This window comes from Pseudomonas sp. G34 (assembly GCF_031119625.1).
Lineage (GTDB): Bacteria > Pseudomonadota > Gammaproteobacteria > Pseudomonadales > Pseudomonadaceae > Aquipseudomonas.
Window position 1 is genome coordinate 76,203 of the sequence record NZ_JAVHZV010000001.1, and the last position, 21,733, is coordinate 97,935.

Annotated in this window: 19 protein-coding genes; 5 read left to right on the top strand and 14 right to left on the bottom strand. The window is 63.9% G+C overall.

Going from position 1 to position 21,733, the window contains the following annotated elements; genetic code table 11:
- Nucleotides 1-14 precede the first annotated feature (14 nt).
- Nucleotides 15-989: a serine/threonine protein kinase gene (locus QYS36_RS00350; RefSeq protein ID WP_308837603.1), complete on the top strand. Its 975-nt coding sequence runs from the start codon at nt 15-17 to the stop codon at nt 987-989.
- Nucleotides 990-1,077: 88 nt separating this feature from the next.
- Nucleotides 1,078-1,974, top strand: coding sequence for an EamA family transporter RarD (rarD, locus tag QYS36_RS00355; protein WP_308837604.1), 897 nt, complete (start codon nt 1,078-1,080; stop codon nt 1,972-1,974).
- Between the two features lie 58 nt (nt 1,975-2,032).
- On the opposite strand, the gene QYS36_RS00360 is transcribed toward rarD, so the two are convergent.
- A complete protein-coding gene (locus QYS36_RS00360; protein WP_308837605.1) occupies nt 2,033-2,551 on the bottom strand; it encodes an ACT domain-containing protein in 519 nt (172 codons plus the stop codon).
- Between the two features lie 23 nt (nt 2,552-2,574).
- A complete protein-coding gene (locus tag QYS36_RS00365; protein ID WP_308837606.1) occupies nt 2,575-3,021 on the bottom strand; it encodes a GNAT family N-acetyltransferase in 447 nt (148 codons plus the stop codon).
- Nucleotides 3,022-3,334: 313 nt separating this feature from the next.
- On the opposite strand from QYS36_RS00365, the gene QYS36_RS00370 reads away from it, so the two are divergent.
- Complete coding sequence (locus QYS36_RS00370) at nt 3,335-5,512, top strand: malate synthase G (RefSeq protein ID WP_308837607.1); 2,178 nt, start codon at nt 3,335-3,337, stop codon at nt 5,510-5,512.
- Nucleotides 5,513-5,813: 301 nt separating this feature from the next.
- Here the strand turns inward: QYS36_RS00370 and QYS36_RS00375 are convergent, their stop codons facing one another.
- Nucleotides 5,814-6,857, bottom strand: a complete 1,044-nt coding sequence (locus tag QYS36_RS00375) for an acyltransferase (protein ID WP_308837608.1) — start codon at nt 6,855-6,857, stop codon at nt 5,814-5,816.
- 87 nt (nt 6,858-6,944) lie between these two features.
- Complete coding sequence (locus QYS36_RS00380; protein WP_308837609.1) at nt 6,945-7,988, bottom strand: glycoside hydrolase family 5 protein; 1,044 nt, start codon at nt 7,986-7,988, stop codon at nt 6,945-6,947.
- A gap of 201 nt (nt 7,989-8,189) precedes the next feature.
- Here QYS36_RS00380 and QYS36_RS00385 point away from each other — a divergent pair, with 201 nt between their 5' ends.
- Together QYS36_RS00385 and QYS36_RS00390 are read left to right on the top strand one after the other, a co-directional pair.
- On the top strand, nt 8,190-10,121 hold the full coding sequence (locus QYS36_RS00385) for a putative nucleotidyltransferase substrate binding domain-containing protein (RefSeq protein WP_308837610.1): 1,932 nt from the start codon (nt 8,190-8,192) through the stop codon (nt 10,119-10,121).
- Nucleotides 10,118-10,825, top strand: a complete 708-nt coding sequence (locus tag QYS36_RS00390) for a 3'-5' exonuclease (RefSeq protein WP_308837611.1) — start codon at nt 10,118-10,120, stop codon at nt 10,823-10,825. The genes QYS36_RS00385 and QYS36_RS00390 overlap by 4 nt, the downstream gene beginning before the upstream one ends.
- Nucleotides 10,826-10,906: 81 nt before the next feature.
- Here the strand turns inward: QYS36_RS00390 and QYS36_RS00395 are convergent, their stop codons facing one another.
- From QYS36_RS00395 to QYS36_RS00440, 10 genes are all read right to left on the bottom strand, one after another.
- A complete protein-coding gene (locus tag QYS36_RS00395; protein WP_308837612.1) occupies nt 10,907-11,698 on the bottom strand; it encodes a hypothetical protein in 792 nt (263 codons plus the stop codon).
- 141 nt (nt 11,699-11,839) lie between these two features.
- Entirely contained in the window at nt 11,840-12,142 is a 303-nt protein-coding gene (locus QYS36_RS00400) for a hypothetical protein (RefSeq protein WP_308837613.1), read from the bottom strand.
- Nucleotides 12,143-12,185: 43 nt separating this feature from the next.
- Nucleotides 12,186-13,535 carry a cell envelope integrity protein CreD gene (gene creD / locus QYS36_RS00405; RefSeq protein ID WP_308837614.1) on the bottom strand — a complete coding sequence of 450 codons (1,350 nt, stop codon included), beginning with the start codon at nt 13,533-13,535 and terminating at the stop codon, nt 12,186-12,188.
- A gap of 171 nt (nt 13,536-13,706) precedes the next feature.
- Nucleotides 13,707-14,144 carry a CBS domain-containing protein gene (locus QYS36_RS00410; RefSeq protein WP_308837615.1) on the bottom strand — a complete coding sequence of 146 codons (438 nt, stop codon included), beginning with the start codon at nt 14,142-14,144 and terminating at the stop codon, nt 13,707-13,709.
- Nucleotides 14,145-14,262: 118 nt separating this feature from the next.
- Nucleotides 14,263-15,684, bottom strand: a complete 1,422-nt coding sequence (creC, locus tag QYS36_RS00415; protein ID WP_308837616.1) for a two-component system sensor histidine kinase CreC — start codon at nt 15,682-15,684, stop codon at nt 14,263-14,265.
- A gap of 31 nt (nt 15,685-15,715) precedes the next feature.
- A complete protein-coding gene (gene creB, locus QYS36_RS00420) occupies nt 15,716-16,393 on the bottom strand; it encodes a two-component system response regulator CreB (protein ID WP_308837617.1) in 678 nt (225 codons plus the stop codon).
- Nucleotides 16,394-17,141: 748 nt separating this feature from the next.
- Nucleotides 17,142-19,169, bottom strand: a complete 2,028-nt coding sequence (locus tag QYS36_RS00425; protein WP_308837618.1) for a methyl-accepting chemotaxis protein — start codon at nt 19,167-19,169, stop codon at nt 17,142-17,144.
- Between the two features lie 105 nt (nt 19,170-19,274).
- Nucleotides 19,275-19,775, bottom strand: a complete 501-nt coding sequence (locus tag QYS36_RS00430; RefSeq protein WP_308837619.1) for an ATP-dependent zinc protease — start codon at nt 19,773-19,775, stop codon at nt 19,275-19,277.
- A gap of 266 nt (nt 19,776-20,041) precedes the next feature.
- Nucleotides 20,042-20,776 carry an amino acid ABC transporter ATP-binding protein gene (locus QYS36_RS00435; RefSeq protein WP_308837620.1) on the bottom strand — a complete coding sequence of 245 codons (735 nt, stop codon included), beginning with the start codon at nt 20,774-20,776 and terminating at the stop codon, nt 20,042-20,044.
- The gene (locus QYS36_RS00440; RefSeq protein WP_308837621.1) at nt 20,769-21,731 is read right to left on the bottom strand and encodes an amino acid ABC transporter permease; all 963 of its coding nucleotides are present in this window, start codon (nt 21,729-21,731) and stop codon (nt 20,769-20,771) included. Before QYS36_RS00440 ends, QYS36_RS00435 begins: the two co-directional genes overlap by 8 nt.
- Between the last annotated feature and the right edge of the window lie 2 nt (nt 21,732-21,733).

Consider the following 21,733-nt stretch of genomic DNA (forward strand, 5'->3'; position numbering starts at 1 on the left):
CGACGGAGCTGCCCATGTCTCATCCTTTTGCCGCCCTCACCCCAGACCTGGTTCTGGATGCCGTCGAAAGCCTGGGCTACCTCAGCGACGCCCGCGTGCTGGCGCTGAACAGCTACGAAAACCGTGTCTATCAGGTGGGCATCGAGGCGCAAACGCCGCTGATTGCCAAGTTCTACCGCCCGGGTCGCTGGACCAACGAGGCGATCCGCGAAGAGCACAGCTTCACCGCCGAGCTGGCCGACTGCGATGTGCCGGTGGTGGCGCCGCTGCAACGCGATGGCGAAACCCTGTTCGAACACGCCGGTTTCCGCTTCTCGCTGTTTCCGCGCCGCGGCGGCAGGGCTCCGGAGCCCGGCAATCTCGACCAGCTCTACCGCCTCGGCCAACTGCTCGGCCGCCTGCATGCGGTCGGCTCGCTGCGCCCGTTCGAGCACCGCGAATCCTTGCGGGTCGACAACTTCGGGCATGCCTCCCTGGCGACCCTGCTGGAAGGCAACTTCATTCCCAAGAGCCTGCTGCCCGCCTATGAGTCGGTGGCGCGTGACCTGCTCAAGCGCCTCGATCAGCTGTTCGCGGCAAACCCCGCCAAGGCGATCCGCCTGCACGGCGACTGCCACCCGGGCAACCTGCTGTGCCGCGACGAGACCTATCACATGGTCGACCTGGACGACTGCCGCATGGGCCCGGCGATTCAGGACCTGTGGATGATGCTGGCAGGTGAACGGCACGAGCGGCTCGGGCAGATCGCCGAGCTGGTCGACGGTTATCAGGAGTTCCACGACTTCAATCCGCGCGAGCTGCCGCTGATCGAGGGCTTCCGCTCCCTGCGTCTGATGCATTACAGCGCCTGGCTGGCACGCCGCTGGGACGACCCGGCGTTTCCGCAGAGCTTTCCCTGGTTCGGCAGCGAGCGTTACTGGGGCGAGCAGATCCTTATGCTGCGCGAGCAGATCGCCGCCTTGAACGAAGAGCCGCTGAGGCTGTTTTGAGCTAGCCACGCCGATAACAAAAAGCTGAACGCGCGGACAACTGCGCACTAGAATGTCGCGCTACCCCACTGCCTTGTTAAGGACTTACATGGCCACCGCAGATCTGCGCCGCGGCTACATCCTGGGCCTTTCCGCCTATGTCATCTGGGGCCTGTTCCCGATGTACTTCAAGGCGATCCAGGCCGTTCCGTCGCTGGAAATCATCGTGCACCGGGCGATCTGGTCCGCCCTCTTCGGCGCCCTGCTGCTGCTCGTCTGGAAGCACCCGGGCTGGCTGCGCGAGTTGATCGATCACCCCAAACGCTTTGCGGTGCTGGCCCTCAGCGGTTCGCTGATCGCCGCCAACTGGCTGATCTACGTATGGGCGGTGAACAACGGGCGCATGCTGGAGGCGAGCCTGGGGTATTACATCAACCCGCTGGTCAACGTAATGCTCGGCATGCTGTTGCTCGGTGAACGGCTGCGTCGCCTGCAGTGGGCAGCGGTGCTGCTGGCGGCGGCTGGCGTGGCACAACAGCTGTGGCAGGTCGGCAGCCTGCCCTGGGTGTCGCTGGCGCTGGCGCTGACCTTTGCCAGCTACGGGCTGATCCGCAAGAAAGCGCCGGTCGCTGCACTGCCAGGGCTGGTGGTGGAAACCTGGTTGCTGCTGCCGCTGGCCATCGGCTGGATCCTCTTCCATCCGGCTGCCATGAGCAGCCAGCCAGCGTTCTGGACCACCAGCGAAGCCCTGTGGCTGATGGCGGCCGGGCCGGTGACGCTGATCCCGCTGGTGTGCTTCAACGCCGCCGCTCGCCACTTGCCGTTCGCGACGCTGGGCTTTTTGCAGTACATCGCGCCGACGTTGGTACTGCTGCTGGCCGTGCTCGTTTACGGCGAGCACTTCGACCCGGCGAAGCTCATTTCCTTCATGCTTATCTGGGCGGGCCTGGCGGTATACAGCGTCGACACCTGGTTGACGCTGCGTAAGCGCCAGGCCACGGTTTGAAGGCAAGCGGCCGCTGATTCAGCGGCCCTGTGGTTTACCACGCCCAAGTTTCAGCAGCCTAGTCTTCCATGCGCAACTTCAGCTCCACCATCAGATCGTCCGCAAGGCCTTCCAGCGAGGTCTGCAGCGTGTTCAACGGCAAGCCTTCCGGCACAGCCAGGGTCGCTTGAGCGTGAAACAGCGGCTCGCCGCTCATGGGCGCGGGGGTTACCTCGGTCAGCAGGCTTTCCAGGTTGACGCCATTGGCCGCCAGCAGGCGGGTGATGTCGCGCACGATGCCCGGGCGATCATTGCCGAGCAGGTCGAGGTGGATCGACTTCCAGGTGCAGTCCGGCTCGGCGCCCGCCGAAGCAAGCTGCACGCGAATGCCCTGGGCACTCAGCTCGCTCAACGCCTCCATCAGCGCGCCGTGAGAAGCCGCCGGCACGTCGACCCGCAAGATGCCTGCGAACTGCCCGGCCATCCGCGACATGCGGCTCTCCAGCCAGTTGCCATCGTGCTTCGCCACGCATTGAGCGATACGCTCGACCAGGCCGGGTTGATCCTGGGCGATAACGGTCAGTATCAGATGATCCATGCTCATGTCCTCGTCGTTGGCGCTCAACTCAGGTCGAGCCAATAGGTCAGGTAGATCGCATCCCGAACGTAGCCGAGACGCTCATAAAGAGACTGCGCAGCCAGATTGGTTCGCGCCGTTTCCAGCTGCAAGCCACAAGCACCGGTGCTCAGCGCATGCTGCCGAGCGGCTTCGAGCAGCCTCTCACCGATGCCCTGGCGCCGCGCGTGATCGGCAACGTACAGGTCGCTGAGCAGCAGGCTCGGGCGCAATGCCAGCGAAGCATAAAGTGGGTAGAGCTGCACGAAACCTTGGGCAGCGCCCTGCGCGTGCCGTGCGATAAAGATCGTCGAGTCGCCGCGTTGCAGGCGCGCAGCCAGAAACGCCCGCACCTGCGTGACGCTTCTTTCCACGCTGTAAAAGGCCAGATAAGCCGCGAACAGCGGCACCAGGTCATCGAGATCGGCAGGCGTGGCGGCACGTGTAGGCATGGTGGATTCCTCACAGGTGGCCTGCAGTATAGGCAGCGCCACGGGATCAGCTTTCTGGCGAGAATACGACCAAGGTAGCGGCAGATCATTTCTGGACTGTTTTTCCCGATTCGTTCATGTAGTATCGACAAAAACTCACTACATGAACCCTAACCCAGTCCTGCTGGTTGTGGAAAACCCCGCTCACGAAGCATCTCCAGATACGCCGCAGCAACGCGGGCAGCCGTCAACCACGGCCCCCGACAGCGGTCGGTCTGTGCAGCATCGAGGGTTCCCGCCGTTACAGTGGCTAAGCGAAGCAGAGAGGCGAGAGATGACTGAGCGTGTTCGAGTCGGTGGCCTGCAGGTCGCCAAGGTGCTGTTCGATTTCATCAATGACCAAGCCATTCCCGGCAGCGGCGTGACGGCCGATGCCTTCTGGGCCGGCGCCGACGCCGTGTTCCGCGACCTGGCGCCGAAGAACCGCGCCCTGCTCGACAAGCGCGACGGGCTGCAGGCGCAGATCGACGGCTGGCACCGCGAGCGGGCCGGCAAGCCCCACGATGCGGCGGCCTACAAGGCCTTCCTGGAGCAGATCGGCTACCTGCAACCGCAGCCTGAGCAGGTGCAGGCCAGCACCGCAAACGTCGATGACGAGATCGTCCGCATGGCCGGCCCACAGCTGGTGGTGCCGGTGATGAACGCGCGCTTCGCGCTCAATGCCAGCAACGCTCGCTGGGGCTCGCTGTACGACGCGCTGTACGGCACCGACGCGATCAGCGAGGAAGGCGGCGCCGAAAAGGGCAAGGGCTACAACCGCGTACGCGGCGACAAAGTGATCGCTGCCGCGCGCGCCTTTCTCGATGAAAGCGCGCCCCTGGCCACCGGTTCCCACGCCGAGGTCGGCAGCTATCGCATCGAGGGCGGCAAGCTGCTGGTCACCCTGGCCAATGGCGACATCAGCGGGCTGCGCGACGCCGATCAACTGGTCGGTTTCCAGGGCGAGGCCGGCGCGCCGATCGCCATCCTGCTCAAGCACCACGGCCTGCACTTCGAAATCCAGATCGACGCCAACAGCCCGATCGGCAGTACAGACGCCGCCGGCGTGAAGGACGTGCTGATGGAATCGGCGCTGACCACCATCATGGACTGCGAAGACTCGGTGGCCGCGGTGGATGCCGACGACAAGACCCTGGTCTACCGCAACTGGCTGGGCCTGATGAAGGGCGACCTCAGTGAAGAGGTCAGCAAGGGCGGCAGCACCTTCACCCGCACCATGAACCCGGATCGCGTCTACACCCGCCCGAACGGCGGTGAGCTGACCCTGCACGGGCGCAGCCTGCTGTTCGTGCGCAACGTTGGCCACCTGATGACCAACCCGGCGGTGCTCGACGCCAGCGGCAACGAGCTGCCCGAAGGCATTCTCGATGCGCTGTGCACCAGCCTTGCCGCGCTGCACAACCTCAACGGCAACAACAGCCGCGCCAACAGCCGCAGCGGCTCGGTGTACATCGTCAAACCAAAGATGCACGGCCCTGAAGAAGTGGCGTTCACCAGTGAACTGTTCGGCCGTGTCGAGCAGGTGCTGGGCCTGGCCCGCAACACCCTCAAGGTCGGCATCATGGACGAGGAGCGGCGCACCACCGTCAACCTCAAGGCCTGTATCGCAGCCGCCAGCGAGCGCGTGGTGTTCATCAACACCGGTTTCCTCGACCGCACCGGCGACGAGATCCACACCTCCATGGAAGCTGGCGCCATGGTGCGCAAGGCGGCCATGAAGAGCGAGAAGTGGATCAGCGCCTACGAGAACAACAACGTCGACGTCGGCCTGGCCAGCGGCCTGCAGGGCCGCGCGCAGATCGGCAAGGGCATGTGGGCGATGCCCGACCTGATGGCCGCCATGCTCGAACAGAAGATTGGCCACCCGCTGGCCGGCGCCAACACCGCCTGGGTGCCCTCGCCGACCGCCGCCACCCTGCATGCGCTGCACTATCACAAGGTCGACGTGTTCGCCCGCCAGGCCGAACTGGCCAAGCGCACGCCCGCTTCGCTGGATGAAATCCTCAGCATTCCGCTGGCCGCAGACACCAACTGGAGCGCCGAGGAAATCCGCAACGAGCTGGACAACAACGCCCAGGGCATTCTCGGTTACGTGGTGCGCTGGATCGATCAGGGCGTCGGCTGCTCCAAGGTGCCGGACATCAACGACATCGGCCTGATGGAAGACCGCGCCACCCTGCGCATTTCCAGCCAGCTGCTGGCCAACTGGCTGCGCCACGGCGTGGTCAGCCAAGCGCAGGTGGTCGAAAGCCTCGAGCGCATGGCGCCGGTGGTGGATCGGCAGAATGCCGGTGACCCGCTGTACCGGCCGATGGCGCCGGACTTCGACAGCAACATCGCCTTCCAGGCGGCGCTGGAGCTGGTACTCGAAGGCGCCAAACAACCCAACGGCTACACCGAGCCGGTGTTGCACCGCCGCCGCCGCGAGCTGAAGGCCAGCCTGGCGCACTAACTGAGCAGCCGTGCAAAACAAAACCGCCGAAAGGCGGTTTTGTTTTCTGTCGCATACATTGGTGGGTTACGGCGCCATGGATGCGCTGACACGCCGCAAAGACGAAGCGGCGCCTCCACCCACCCTACGGGGATATGGAGCGTGCGTGACCGCGTAGCCCGGGTCGAGCGAAGCGACACCCGGGAAACCGCGGGCGGCGTATGTCGTAGGGTGGGTGAGCGACGCATGCCCCATCACTGCCAGACACCGCAGCATCCAAAGCGTCGCGTAACCCACCACGCGATCTCAACCCAGATACAGATCAAGCCGCCGGCTGCACCGCCACGCGGCGTTGCTGCCAGCGATAAACCGAAAAACGCTTGGGCATTTCGTACAGCCAGTTGATGCCCAGCGCCTCGAGAATCTTCGCGGCGATGATCGGCAGCAGCACACCGGCCAGGCAGCCGATGACGATGTGCAGGGTGTCGTCGTTGATGCCCAGGAACTTGCTGAGAATCACCCGTGCGCCACTGCCGGCCAGGATGTGCATCAGGAAGATCGGCATCGACAGCGCGCCCAGGGTCAGCATCCAGCCCATCGGCCGGCGCGCCAGCACCATGCACAGGCTGACGGTGAACAGAATGCCGATAAAGGCCACCACCAGTGAGGCCGCGCCGCGATCCGCGTAGGTCAGGCCCAGCGGGCCATGGAACACATACTGCGCGACCACGAAGGCCAGGCCGCTGCCCAACGCCACAGCCGAGGCACGGGGCTCGATGCTGCCGCGGATCTGGTTGAACCAGATACCCAGGGCGAAGAACACGAAGTTCTGTGCCAGGAACACCAGCGCCGCCACCCGCGGCGTCCACTGCTGCAGCAGGTAGAACAGCGCACTGAGCACCAGCAAGGGCAGGAACGCCCGGGTGGAAAAACGGCGGTACAGCAGGATCGCCAGGCAGAACGCGGCGAACAATGCATACAGGAACCAGAACTGCGCCCGTGGCGACCACAGCAGCGCCAATACTTCGCCCATGCCGACGCCACCGTTGGTGTAGCGCGCCAGCACCACTTCGATGCTGCCTTGCAGCAGCGACCAGAGCACGAAGGGATAGAAAATGGTGTCGATCTTGTTGCAGAACAGCCCGGCGCTGCCGCGGTTGTTCAGCGAATGCCAGAAGAACAGCCCGGACAGAAAGAAGAACAATGGCATGTGGAAGGTGTAGATGATGCTGTCCACCAGCCAGTGGAAGTCCACGTTTTCGGTGATGATGCCGCCGTTGAGCAAGCCGCGCACCACGTGGCCATAGACCACCAGGAGGATGCCGATGGCCTTGGCGTAATCCACCCATAGATTGCGGTTTTGCATGCGGGAATCCTTGAGATCAGGTTCAGCGTGAGGAGCGATGGCGGCGACAGGAGCGCCGCCACGCTGATCAGAGCCTCAACCCGTGCATCAGGTTCCCGGCCCGATGCTGGTGCAGTTGCCGCCGCCCAGGTATTTCTGCAACACCGCCCATTGCGGGCGATCCACCCCTTTGACCGGCTCGACGGAAAGCTTGTTCTTGCCCCACGACGGCCCAGCCGCCCAGTAAGCGAAGGGGATGCAGTGCTTCTGCAGATAGGCGAGCGTCTGGTCCAGCGCCTTGAGGCCGCTCTCGTCTTCGGCCGGCACGCCGAACTCGCCGATATGGCCCTTCTTGTTGTGCTTGATCAGCCAGTTGACGAAGGGCTCGAGGCGCTTGACGCCGATCTGCGGATCCAGGTTGGGCGCCAGGGCGGTCTTGTAGAGGCCGCTGGCATCCGGGTCGATGTACATGTGCGCCGAATAGATCAGCTTGTTGGCCGGATCCTTCAGGTCGAGCAGGTTGTCGTTGAGCTTGGGCCAGCGCAATGCCGACGAATACTCGGCGCCCTCGACGTAGATATCGTTCTTCGAGTCGTACTTGCGCACGCCGTTGATACCGGCCTGGGCCACCTGTGGCCAGAACTTGTTGGCCGCGCCGTGGGGCTCGTTCATCAGGTCGTAGGAATACACGGCCGGGTGGTCACCCCAGCGTTTGGCGATGCGTTCCATCAGGTTCTGGTAGGCGGAAATCGGTACGTCGTCGGTGCCGATCACCTTGCCGTGATAGCGGCCATAGTTGTGCACGTCGAGCATCACGTCTATGCCGGCCTGCTGCGCTTCATCGAGGGTCTTGTCGATCAGCTTGGCGTAGGTCTCGTCGAACTCGCCATTGGCCTTGGGTTGCAGGCGCTCCCAAATGAAGGAGAAGCGCACCCAGCTGATGCCCTTCTGCTGCCACTTCTGGTAATAACCCTTTGGCGGGAAGAAGAAGTTGGTGCCGTGCTTGCCGGGGATGTACGAGCTGGCGAATCCCGCCCCGGCGACGTTGATGCCGATCAGCTCGACGGGTTTCTGTTGTGCGCTGGCGATGCCGCAACTCAGCAGGATGCTGGTCCCGAGCGCCACAGCGTGACGCAGGATGCTGCCACTCATGGGTAATGTCTCCTCTGTGCCTGGAAAGGATGGCTGCCTGAAAAACGCGTTCCAGACACATCAGGACGCCAATCGAAGTGAGAGGTTCACCGCAGGCCGGGATATTCACCCTCCCGATTCCCTCGCCTAGACTTACGTCCTATGTCGATTCAGGGCGCAGGCCATCACCATGGCACTACAAGAACAAAAGGAACGCGCGCAATGAAACCAGCCGACGATTTCGTCCAGGCCGGCAAGACGGCGGTACGCCAGAACGTCCATGGCACCATGGAGTTTCTGCAGAAATTCCCGCCGTTCAACCAGATGGACAGCACGCACCTCGCCTATCTGGTGGAACACTGTCAGCTGCGTTTCTACGGCGAAGACGAGGTGATCATCCACCCTGATGACGGCCCGGTAGAGCACCTGTACATCGTCAAGCAGGGCCGCGTGCACGGCCAGCGCCCGCATTCGGCGCGGCGCGGCACCGAGACCACCTTCGAGATCACCAGCGGCGAATGCTTTCCCATGGCCGCGCTGATCGGCGAGCGCGCCACCCGCACCGCGCACCTGGCCGGCGAAGACACCTTCTGCCTGCTGCTCGACAAAGCCGCCTTCACGCGCCTGTTCAGCCAGTCCACCCCCTTGCGTGATTTCGCCCTGCGCGGCGTCAGCAGCCTGCTCGACCAGGTCAACCAGCAAGTACAGATGCGCGCCGTGGAGACCCTTGGCTCGCAGTATTCGCTCGACACCCGCCTGGGCGAACTGGCCATGCGCCAACCGATTTCCTGCGCGCCAGAAATGCCGCTGCGCGACGCCGTGCGGCTGATGCACGAACAGCAGGTCGGCAGCATCGTCATCGTCGACGCGGGCCTGCGCCCGCAAGGCATCTTCACCCTGCGTGACCTGCGCCGCGCGGTGGCCGATGGCAGCTCGCTGGAACAACCGATCAGCAGCCTGATGACCCAGGCGCCGTTCCACCTGCCACCGAGCGCCAGCGCCTTCGACGCCGCCATCGCCATGACCGAGCGGCATATCGCCCACGTCTGCCTGGTGGAACAGGGCCAGCTGTGCGGCGTGGTCTCCGAACGCGACCTGTTCTCCCTGCAGCGCGTCGACCTGGTGCACCTGGCGCGCACCATTCGCCACGCCGGCCGGGTGGAGACCCTCGTCTCGCTACGCGAGGACATCCGCCAACTGGTCGACCGCATGCTCGCCCACGGTGCCAGCGCCAGCCAGATCACCCATATCGTCACCCTGCTCAACGATCACACGGTGTGCCGGGTGATCGAACTGACGCTCGAAGATTTGGGCGACCCGGGCGTGCCGTTCGCCTGGCTGTGTTTCGGCAGTGAAGGCCGGCGCGAGCAGACCCTGCACACCGACCAGGACAATGGCATGCTCTTCGAGGCCGAGGGCAACGTGCAAGCCGCTGAGATTCGTGGCCGCCTGCTGCCGCTGGCCATGGAGATCAACCAGCGCCTGGCGCGCTGCGGCTTCACCCTGTGCAAGGGCGACATAATGGCCGGCAACCCGCAGCTGTGCCTGTCGCGCCAGGAATGGTCACGGCGCTTCGCCGGTTTCGTACGCGAAGCCTCGCCGGAAAACCTGCTGGCCTCGACCATCTATTTCGACCTGCGCACCGTGTGGGGCGATGCCAGTGGCTGCGAAACGCTACGTGATGAAGTGCTTGGGCAGATTGCCGGCAACAGCCTGTTCCAACGCATGATGGCCGAAAACGCCTTGCGCCAGCGGCCACCCGTTGGCCGCTTCCGGGATTTCGTGGTGGCCCGCCGCGGTGTCGAGAAAGACACCCTGGATTTGAAGGTGCAGGGCCTTACCCCGTTCGTGGACGGCGCCAGGCTGCTCGCACTCGCCCATGGCATCAAGGCCACCAACACCCAGCAGCGCCTGCGCGAACTGAGCGAGCGCGGGGTGATTGACCCCCTCGACGGTGCCGCCTATGAAGAGGCCTACCACTTCATCCAGCAGACCCGGCTGCAACAGCACCAGTTGCAGGCCCGCCAGGGCCAGCCCTACGCCAACCGCCTCGACCCGGACAGCCTCAACCACCTGGACCGGCGCATCCTGCGTGAATCCTTCCGTCAGGCCCAGCGTCTGCAAACCAGCCTGGGGTTACGCTACCAGTTATGAATGCCTTCTCCTGGCTGAGCCGCCGCCGCACCACCCTGCCCGCCGACCAGCAGCAACGCTGCGCCGCCCTGCCCGCCCCGCGGGCAGCGGATGACACACCCCTGGCCCAGCAACGCCTGGTGGTGCTCGACCTGGAAACCAGCGGCCTGGACACCAAACGCGACGAGGTTCTGTCGATTGGCGCCGTGGTTATCGATGACGGCGCCATCCAGCTCGGCGAGCAGTTCGAATGCACCCTGCAGCGCGATGGCCACACGGTCAGCGCCAGCGTGCTGATCCACGGTCTGGCGCCCAGCGACATCGCCGCTGGCATCGAACCGGGCGAAGCGCTGCTGGCGTTCATGGAGTTTCTCGGTGACAGCCCGCTGCTGGCCTTTCATGCCGGTTTCGACCAGCGCATGCTGGCCCGTGCCCTGAAGCACACCCTCAATCTGCGCCTGCGCCACCCCTTCTACGACGTCGCCGAGCTGGCACCGATGCTCTGCCCCCAGGCGGAAATCCGCAACGGCGGCCTGGACGACTGGACCCGGCACTTCGGCCTGCAGGTCGGCCAACGCCACCACGCCAGCGCCGACGCGCTGGTGACCGCCGAACTGGCGCTGATCCTGTTCAGCCGGGCGCGCAAGCAGCAAGTCGACAACCTCAAGGCACTGGAGCAACGGCTGAAAAGCTGGCGGCAGCGCTTGCAGGGCCATTCGCTCTAGGCACAGACCGTCCCGGGTTACGCCTTCGGCTAACCCAGGCTACGGGATTGAGTCTATGAAAAAGCCTGGTCGATCTATGCGCTATAAGGGTGAAAGCTCCATTGGTAGCAAATAACGCTCTTCGCCATAGCTGATGCGGTACTGCTCCTGATCACTCTTCTCTTCAACGGTTTCGCACGACTCTGCCATCCCCTCTCTGCGGCTGGAGGTTACAGAGAGTTTGAATAGCAGATCGCGATAACCAGCTTTACCATGCTTCTCCGTGACGATGAGAATCCCAGCCTTCTCTCCGAACTCCCCAGTACATTGCATATCCCACTCAGCACCCGAGCTCGTCACCACCAATTCACTCAACAGCGGACGAAGCCGCTGCGCCTTTAGCTCGTAGAGGCTGAGCGACGTTTCATAGAAAGGATTGGGGCCGGAGCCGTTGCGCCGCGAGATGCGAATACCAAAGGCAATGTCATTGCCGTTTAGGCGATAGGGCGCAGTGTCGAACGCCACCCCATCGACGCGGATCGCATCCCAATCCAGGCGGTTCGACTCGACCAGCCGTGCAACGATGCGCTGGCTGCGGTTATCGACCACCAGCACTTCCAGATCGGTCTCGCCGTAGCCATCTTCAACGGTGCGTACCAAAGGTATGGCCACCAGAGCCAAATGCGGACGGGCCGGCCAGCGCTTGCAAATGCCCTTGTAGTTCTCCACACGGTAAGAACCGCGCTCATCCTGCAGCGTTACCGATTGCTTGGCATATCCCGGGTGAGCCTGCTCCAGCCAGCTCGGCATCTGCTGTCGGCAATCATCATTGGCCAAGGCCAGCGGGGCCATCAGCAGGCCACAAAGTGCAACGATGAAAGAGGTTTTGTTCATCCGTGAATCGCTCAGATTTAGGCGGTTCCCAGTCTACACCGATCGCATACCCCGCCCCTGCAGACTCAAGAAATAACCGGGCGATGCAACGCGCCAGCTGCCGGCCGGCAAGGCGCTCCTCGCGCAAACCAAGGCACCCGCTCATCGCCGGTACCACAGGCGAAAGAAGCCCAGGGCGAACAGCAGGGCGATCTGCATCATGGCCACGCACAGTTGCAGGAACGATTGCACCGAGCTGTTGGCGGCCGCATCGGTGACCCCGGTCAGGCTGTTCCAAAATGATTCGGGCAACAGCTGCAGGCCCAGTTGAGCGAACGGCCAGCCGCTGAGCATCAACAGCTCGATCCAGTCGAAGCGGCCGACGAACATCATGCCGATCAGCAGCACGCCGGCGATGCACAGGCCAAGGAAGAAACAGGCAGAAAATTGCAGCAGTACGCGCATGGCAGTCTCCAGGGGGCGTGCGCCTGGCACGCCCCGGCAAGGGTCAGGAAGCGCTGCTGGCGCTGCTGGCGGGGCGGCCGACGCCGTACCAGTCAAGCTTGCGGGTCAGCACCATCACGCAGCCCAGCACGCCGAACACCAGCAGCGAGCCCATCAGCAGGGCGTAGTCCTCGGCGCTCAGCAGGCCGTAGAGCAGGCCATACAGGGCCGCCAGCAAGGCGCCGAAGAACGCCCCGCGCAACCAGCTACGCAACACACTGCTGACGTAGAAGCTGTTCAGCGCCACGCAGCCCAGGGCGGACAGGCCGTAAGCGACGGCAAAGCCCAGGTGCTCGGAAAGCGACAGCAACAACAGGTAGAACAGCGCCATCGACAAGCCCACCAGGGCGTACTGCACCGGGTGCACGGCCATGCGTTTGAGCACTTCGAAGAGAAAGAACACCGCGAAGGTCAGGGTGATGAACAGCAGTGCGTACTTGATCGCCCGGTCGGCCTTCAGGTACTGGTCCACCGGATCGATGAAGCTCACCCCGAACGCACGGCTCTGCATCGCCGCACAGGAACCGCTGACGCAGCTGCTCAGGGCATCCTGCATGTCGGTAGCGAAGAAGCTGGTCTGCCACTTGGCGGTAAAGCCCTGCTCGCTCACTTCCCGCTGGCTCGGCAGGAACTCGCCGACGAAGCTGGGGTGCGGCCAGTCCGAACGCAGCGTTACCTGGCTCTCACGGCCGACCGGGGTGATGCTCAGCTGCTCGGTGCCCTGCAGCTTCAGGTCGAAGGCGAAGGTGTAGGTCTGCTCGTCGCGGCGGTCATGTGCCGGCAGTGCCACGTGTACACCGCTGCCGAAGCTGTCGTCGCCACTACCGGGTTCGAAACCCAGGCTGGCGCCATTGAGCTGCAGCTTGAGGTCATTGCCGATGCCACGCACATCGCTGATACCCACGGCAATGAAGGGCTCGCCAAACCAGTAGGCGTCGACGTCGCTGATGCCGTAATTGGCCGGCACCTTGAACTCGCCGTTTATCTGGCTATCACTGTGGTACAGGCGCGCCTGGTAGATGCCGCGGTAACGCAACTCGGTGCGCACATCACCCTCGAGCACGAAACGCTCCGGCAGAAAGTACAGCCGCCCCTGCTCGATCGACTCTTCCTGATAACGCTCGTCGCTGTCCTTGCGGGTTTTCCAGGTCAGCACCTTCTTGCGATACGGCACCACCATGATCGGCCCGGTGACCTGCTGGGCATAGCTGGAGCTGCGGGCGATATCGCGCAGCACGTCATCGCGCGCACCTTGGCGCTCGTTGACCAGGCCATCGATCAACAACAGGGGAATCATCAACAGCAGAATCAGCAGGGCAATGGTGCCCAATTTGAATAGCAGGCTTCGGTTCATGGCACAGCGCTCCGTGCAGTTGGGATGCACGCAGTCTGGCCAGGCTCGGTGGAGCCAGTGTGGAGCGCAGATGGAGTTTATGTGGGCGTTGCGAGGTGCCGGCGCTGCGGGTGGACGAGGGTGTCACCCGCACGGCGGTCGTGGCGAGGTGGCCGCAGGCGCAGCCATCGATCATTCGCCGCGGATGTACTGCTCCAGATGCTGGATCAGGTCTTCCTGATGGCTGATGATGTCCTTGACCAGGTCACCGATCGACAACAGGCCGACCAGGCTGCCGTCTTCGACGACAGGCAGGTGGCGCAGACGGCCGTCGGTCATCAGCTCCATGCAATGGCGGGCATCTTCGCTCGGCGCCACGGTGATGACCTTGTCGGTCATGATGTCACTGACCTTCATGTTCACCGGCGAACGCTCCTGCACCGCCACCTTGCGCACGTAGTCACGCTCGCTGACGATACCGGCCAGGCGTTCCCCGTCGAGCACCACCAGGGCACCGATGCCCTTTTCGGCCATCAGCTTCATCGCAGCGAACAGGCTGCTGTCGGGCGTCACGCTGTACACGTTGGATATGGGCTTGCTCTTGAGTACGTCGGCCACGGTCTTTTTCATGCAGGTCTTCCTGTCCGGTTGATTGGCGAACCCCATCAGAATAACCAAAGTCCGGCCATCTGTACCCCCCGTGATTGCGCCAAGTCGCCGCCGGCAACGGCGACGTCGTCGCCGACACTCAACGCCTGAAGCACAGGCTGACCTCGACGCCACCTTTGACGTTGGCGATGTTCAGGCTGGCGCCATGCAGCTGGGCCACCTCCTGCACGAAGTTGAGCCCCAGGCCCGTGCTCTTGCGCCCGGTAGCGGGCCGGGCCAGGGAGTAGAAGCGTTCGGTAAGGCGCGGCAAGGCGTAGTCGGGAATCGCCGCCCCCTGATTGAACAGATGCACTTGCAACGACTCGCCATCGGCCTCGCAGGCAAAGCGGATCAGCCCACCAGGCGGAGTGAAGTCCAGCGCATTGTCGAGCAGGTTGCTCAGTGCCTGGCGCAGCAGGAAGCGCTCGCCGAGTAGCTGCTGCGAGGCATCCACCTGGTTATCCACCTGCACCTGGCGCTGCTCGATGCGCGCCATCTGAGCGTGCACCAGTTCATCGATCATGGCCTGCAGCGGCACGGCAACGCGCTCTTCGAGTCCCTGGCGCTGCTCGACCTGGGCCAGGTGCAACAGGCGTTCGACCAGGTTCTGCAGGCGTTCGCCCTCCTCGCTGATATTGGCCACGAACCGCTGGCGCTGGGCCGCAGGCATCTCGGCCTCGAGCAGCTCGGCGGCGCCACGAATCGCCGCCAGGGGGCTCTTCAGTTCGTGGGTCAGGGTATGCACGTAACGCTCGACGTAGGCCTTGCCCTCCAGCTCGGTGCGCATGCGCTCCACCGCCTGGGCCAGTTGCCCGAGTTCGCCACCCCGCACCTGGGGCAACTCGGCACGCTGCCCCTCGCTGACTGCCTGTGCATAACGGGTCAAGCGGCGCAGCGAGCCGCTGAGCCACCAGCTGAGCAGACCACCGACCAGCAGGCCCAGGCCGATCAGCCCGGCCCCCAGCCAGCCGAGGCGCCGCTGCGAACGCTCGATATAGGGCTGCAGCGTACGGTTGGGCTTGGCCACCGAGACCACGCCGAGAATGCGCTCGCCGTCGACGATCGGCGCGGCCACGTACATCACCGAGGAGTCCGGGTCTTCGGGGTCTTCCCGGGTGGAGCGCACCCCATAGCGGCCCTGCAGGGTCAGGTAGACGTCGTTCCAGCGCGAATAGTCCTGGCCCACCGCCAGGCCGCTGGAATCGAGCAACACGATGCCGTTGGCGTCGGTAACGTAGATACGGTGGTTGACCTGGTTCTTCGCCACGCCCCAGATCTGCGCGCCGGGCTGGCGCTGGCCGTAGGCCTTGAGCAACTCTGGCAGCGCCCCCTGGGCAAGCCGCCCCTCACGTACATCCTCACGCAGCAGCACGGCCAGCAAGTGCGCGGTGTCAACCAGGGTTTCCTCGGTGGACTGGCGCACGCCCGGGCGGATTTCGTCCATCACCGTGCTCAGCACGAACCAGCCGGACAGCCCGACGAACAGAAAATAGGCCAGGAAAATACGTACACCGAGCGGCATCAGCGACTCTCCTCGACGTGGGGCATCGGCCCTACTCCAGCTTCAGGCTGTAGCCGAGGCCACGGTGGGTCTGGATCGGTTCGGCCTGCGGCGCAACCTGCCGCAGCTTGGCGCGCAGGCTCTTGATATGGCTGTCGATATTGCGCTCGTAGCCCACGTCGGCGGCCACCCCCAGGGCATCGAGCAGCTGCTCGCGGCTGAACACCCGCTCGGGCTGGCCAAGCAGGCATTGCAGCAACTGGAATTCGAGCCGGGTCAGGCTCAGGGGCTGGCCGTGGTAGTCGATGCGTACCCGCTCATTGTCGAGGCGAAACGGGCCATCGGCGGACTTGGCGGCCGACTCGCGCGGCGCCATCCGCTTGAGAATCGCCTTGACCCGCGCCGCCACTTCCCGGGGGCTGAAGGGCTTGACCACATAATCATCGGCGCCGATTTCCAGCCCCACCACGCGGTCGATCTCGTCATTGCGCGCGGTGAGGAACATCACCGGCACATCGGAGAAGCGCCTTAGCCGCTTGCAGGCCTCGAAGCCGCTGATATCCGGCAGGCCGACATCGAGAATCACCAGGTCGAAGGCCTCGTGCTGCAGCAGCGTCAGCGCTTCACCGGCCAGTGTCGACCAGCGCGTGGTAAAGCCCTCGGCCTGCAGGGCATACACCAGGGTGTCGGCAATTGCGGCTTCATCTTCGACGATCAGGACGGTCGCCATGGTTGGCATCCTTGCGGCACGTGGGTTGCGGAGCCTGCGCGAGGTAACGATAGGCGTCAATAGCCCAGTACCGAGGCCAGTTCATGCACAAAACACGTGGATCATTCTGTGGATAAGCTTGGAGTGAAGCCCTGAATACCGCTAAAAACGCGGCTTGCAAGCAGCCGCTCACTATTTGATCAGCGCCTTATTCACAGGCTGAGGCGCGACAAGGCCTTGTTGTGAAAAGGATTCTGTCAAGCCGAGAATTACCCTTGAGCCCCTGCTGCTCATGCACAACTTGAGTGGAACAGTTTGTGGATAACCTTTGCATGGCTGGCTGCAGGCCCGGTGAACCGGCCACTCCGGCACGCTGTTCATTTACTGACCAACGCCAGACTGGCGGATTCGTTGCGGAACAACGCGCGCAGAACATGATAGCTCGCGGCACACATCGGGGCGCTATACACAGTAGCGGTGGAAGGCTCTGTGGATAAACCTGGTATCGAACTGCGCAAGCCACGTCGGTCGTGGTTCTCAGGCGCCTGATCAGTTATTGATCAGGCGCCCTCTGGATCGTCACAACCTGCTGTATTGCTTGACTTTAATAACCAGAGAAGGCTTGGGATCAGCAAGCGGAAACGATCCAATATTCATGCACAGTGGCCGTGCACCATCCTGTGGACAACCTTGGGATCATCCCTTGCAGGCCGCTGCCATCGCGGCTTGCAAGCAATCGTTCATTTATTGATCAGCTATTGCCCTGCGCTTACTCCACCCGGAAACGGCCGGTGTTGCGCGACAGGGTTTCACTGCCACGGCGCAATTGTTCACAGGCCTCGCTGACCATCCGCGCACCGCCGAGCAATTCACTGGCGGCCTGATCGACCTGCTGGATATTGCCGCTCACCTCGTCGGCGGTCGCCGCCTGCTGCTCGGCAGCGGTCGCGATCTGCGCCAGGCGGTCGCTGACCCGCTGCACCGACTCGACGATACCGTCGAGGTCGGCACTCATCGCCAGCACGTTGTCCACGTCGCCTTCGGCCTGATGCATGGCCTGCTCCATCTCGGCGACGGACTGACCGACGACCTTGTGCAGGTCGCCGACGGTCTGGGCGATCTCCGCGGTGGAGTTCTGGGTGCGCTGTGACAGGGAACGCACTTCGTCGGCGACCACCGCAAAGCCGCGCCCCTGCTCGCCAGCGCGCGCCGCCTCGATGGCCGCGTTGAGCGCCAGCAGATTGGTCTGTTCGGCGATGCCCTTGATCACGTCGACCACCCGGGTGATCTGCTCGGTCTGCTGGCGTAGCTTGTGCAGGGTCTGCGCGCTGCCGGCCAGGCGCTCACTGAGTTCACGCATGCTGGCACTGGTGCGGGCGCTGCGCTGGTTGCTCTGGTTGGCGATCTCGCGGGTCTGCCCGGCTTCCTGGGCGGCCTGCTCGCAGCTCTGCGCCACGCTCTGGGCGGTGGCGGCCATCTGCGTGGCGGCAGTGGCGATCTGGCTCATCTGCGCCTGCTGCTGCTCCACCGCACTCAGTGAGCCGGCAGCCTGGCTTCCCAGGCTGCGCACGGTGTCGTCGAGGCTCTGCCCTTCGCGGCCCACCCCCTGCATGGAGTCGCGCAGCTGGGCGACGGCGGTATTCAGGGCCGTGGAGATAGCCGCCAGGTCATCGGCGCCATGCACCTGCATGCGCACCCGCAGGTCGCCGTCACGCAGGCCTTCGGCAGCCTGGATGATGCCGGCGGTGCTGCGCCGGATGGAGGCGTTGAGGCACAGCAGCAGATACAGCGCCAGCAGGGTGAGCACGGCGAAAATCAACGTGGTGTGCAGCATGTCCTGCCGGGCTTTGCCCTGGTAGTCGCCGATACTGGCGATGAACTGCCGGTACACCGCCTCACGCAGGACGCTGACATTTTCCTGCAGCGCCTGTACCTGCTGCGCGAACTGGGCCGGCTGCAGCACCATGGGGCTGGCTTCGAACATGTCGCGGTCGACTTCGGCGAGAAAAGTCTGCAGGCCCTCCTCGACCTGCGCATAGGGCTGCTGCAGGGCTTGCATGGCCCGCGGCGAAGCCTGCTGCAAAGCGGTGCGCGACTTGGCGATCTGTGCACCAGCCTGTTCCAGTGAGCGGCGCAGGTCACGTACCGCCACGCGGTTCTGCAGGGTGAAGTGCTGCGCCACCAGCGAGCCATAGCCCTGGCTGGCGAAGCTGCCCACGTTATCCGACAACCGCGGCAGGGTCTGCGTCAGCTGCTCCATCATCAGGTAGGTGTCGAGGAAGGGGTCGAGGATCAGACCGCTGTCGGTGGCGACCTGCTCACGGAGCACCGTGAGCAAGGAAAGGGTTTTCTGGTAACGCTCGAGTGCGTCGAGCAGGGCCATCTTGCCCAGCACGGCGAGATCCAGTTCAGCCACCGAGGCCTGCAGGGCGTCGAGCTGTCGGCCGGTTTCCTCGCTCGGCGTCAGCGCTACCTGTTCGGCAGCGGCCGCCAGGGCTTCGCCGAGCTTGCCGCTACGCTCGCGCAACAGCGCTTCGGCCGCCTTGTCATTGCCCTTCCAGCGCGCCAGCAGGAAACGTTGCTGGTGCAGCTCCTGCTCGACCGTGCCCAGCGCCTGCACGCCATGCATGCCGTCTACCTCGCTGCCCAGCACCTCGATGCGCTCCAGGTTGCCGCTCATCATCACCCACAGCGCATAACCCAGGGGGATGACGAACAGCACGAACAGCAACTGAAACTTGCGGGCGAAACTCACGCGCTCCAGCACGCGTATACCCGGTTTGAGCAATCCCCACATATTTCACCTCGACAAGCGCCACGGTCCATGAACGCCGTGGCAATGTGCCATTTCGAGGCAAGAATCACACCGGACTGCGCGAAAGGGAAGCGCCGTCCGTGCAAATCAGCAACTGGGTTGTTCGGCGGTATAGCGGTTGGACGGATCGATGGCCGCATCCAGCTTGCGGATGGCACTGGCGCCGATCAACAGCGGGTAGTCGAAATGGCTGCGGTCGGTGAGGTTGACCTCGATGGTGCGCTGCTCTTCGCCCAGGCAGATGTCCATGTTGACGACCGGGCGCGCCGAATAGGACGGCTTGGCGGAGCTGCCTTCCTCGGCACGGTTCTTGATCTCGGTGACACGCGCCAGAGGCTTTTCGAAGAGCTGATCATCGGCGTCCTCGACGGCCAGGCGGAAACGCACCCAGTCCTCGCCATCACGCTCGAACTGCTCGATATCGCGGGCCGACAGCGAAGCGGTCATGGCACCGGTGTCCATCTTGGCCTTGAGGGTCTGGCCGAGCTGGGGCAGCTGAATGTACTCGTAGCGACCGTAGAGAGTCGGCTGGTCGGCCATCGCCGGCAGGGTGATGGCAGCGGCCAACAGGGCTAGAACGGTTTTCACGCCTTAACGTCCTCATATCGAAGGGAGAACATTGGGACTGGGTCACGCGTGAATGGTTCTGGAAACCTGCCGAGGCAATGCGTGTTCGATGCAGCGCCTGAGGGGCCGCAACATGGCGGGGGCGGCCGGTCGTAGGGTGGACGACGCTTCACCTACGCGGCCCGACCCGTCCACCGCTCTGCGAGCGCAATGGTGGACAAAAAGAGCGTTGTCCACCCTACGCTGGGAACGTCCGCTTTTGCCTTGAAGCGGCCCCGGTCTTCTCGTTACAGCACCTGGCGCAGAAACGCCTGGGCCCGCGGATCCTTCGGTTGGGCGAAGAACTCGGCGGGCGGGGCGTCTTCCAGCAGCTTGCCGTGGTCGAAGAACAGCACCCGGTCGGCCACTTCACGGGCAAAGCCCATCTCGTGGGTGACGCAGACCATGGTCATGCCTTCCACGGCCAGTTGCTTCATCACGTCGAGCACTTCACCGACCATTTCCGGGTCGAGGGCCGAAGTGGGCTCGTCGAACAGCATGACCTTGGGGTCCATGCACAGGGCGCGGGCGATGGCCACCCGCTGCTGCTGCCCGCCGGAGAGGCGCGACGGAAACTCGTCAGCCTTCTGACCGATACCGACCTTGTCCAGCAGGGCGCGGGCCTTGGCTTCACGCTCGGCCTTGCCGCGCTTGCGCACCACCTTCTGCGCCAGGCACAGGTTCTCCAGCACGGTCATGTGTGGGAACAGGTTGAAGTGCTGGAACACCATGCCGACTTCGCGGCGGTAGGCGTTGATATCGGTCTTGGGGTTGGCCAGGTCGAGGCCATCGATGCTCACCGAGCCGTCGTCCAGCTCTTCCAGGCCGTTGAGGCAGCGCAGGAAGGTCGACTTGCCGGAGCCGGACGGGCCGATCACCACCAGCACTTCACCGCGTGCCACCTGGGTGGTCACGCCATCGACGGCGCGTACCTGCTGGCCGCGGGCGTCGAATACCTTGATCAGGTCACGGACTTCAATCACTTTGCGCGAGCCTCCGTTCCAGGCGGTTGGCGATCTGCGACAGTGGCAGGTTGATCACCAGATACAGGGCCGCCACACAAAACCAGATCTCGAACGTGGAGAACGAGGTGGTGATGGCTTCGCGGCCGCTCTTGGTCAGTTCGGTAATGGCGATCACCGAGACCAGCGAGGTGTCCTTGACCAGGCTGATGAACTGCCCGGCCAGCGGTGGCAGCACGCGCTTGAACGCCTGCGGCAGGATCACGTGGCGCATCGACTGCGCCGCGCTCAGGCCCAGCGAGCGAGCCGCTTCGTCCTGCCCGCGGACGATGGACTGAACGCCAGCGCGTACGATCTCGCCGACATAGGCGCCGGTGAACAGGGCCAGCGCAGCCACACCGGCGAACTCGCGCGACAGGTCGAGCACCGTGCCGATGAAGAAATAGAAGATGAAGATCTGCACCAGCAGTGGCGTGCCGCGTACCAGCTCGACATAGACCGTCGACAGGTGGCGCAGCGTCGGGTTGGCCGAGAGCCGGCACAGGCCGGTGACCAGGCCGATCAGCAGGCCGAACACCCCGGCCGCCACGGAGATCCACAGGGTGGTCCAGAGGCCCCAGAGCAATGGCCCGGCGGCCCAGTGACGGGTGACACCAATCACATCGCCCTCGGCGACATCGTCGCCCTCACTGAGCTGCAGGCTGTCACTTGCCACGCTGAGCTGCTGCTGTTCGCCGCCTTCACCGAGCAGGGTGACAACTGCATCGTCGCCCTGCCGGCTGATGCTCTCGACGCGCCCGTAGTCAGCGGCCCGCTGCGCCTCTTCGGCGTGGTAGGCGAAATACTGGGGAACGCGATTCCAGCGCCATTCGTAGGAGATCAGCGAGGTGGAATACCAGATTGCCAGGATACCCAGGACCAGGATCAGACCGGTCAGCAGGTGCCAGGGCCACTGGGCTTTGTTCTGTTTAGCCACGG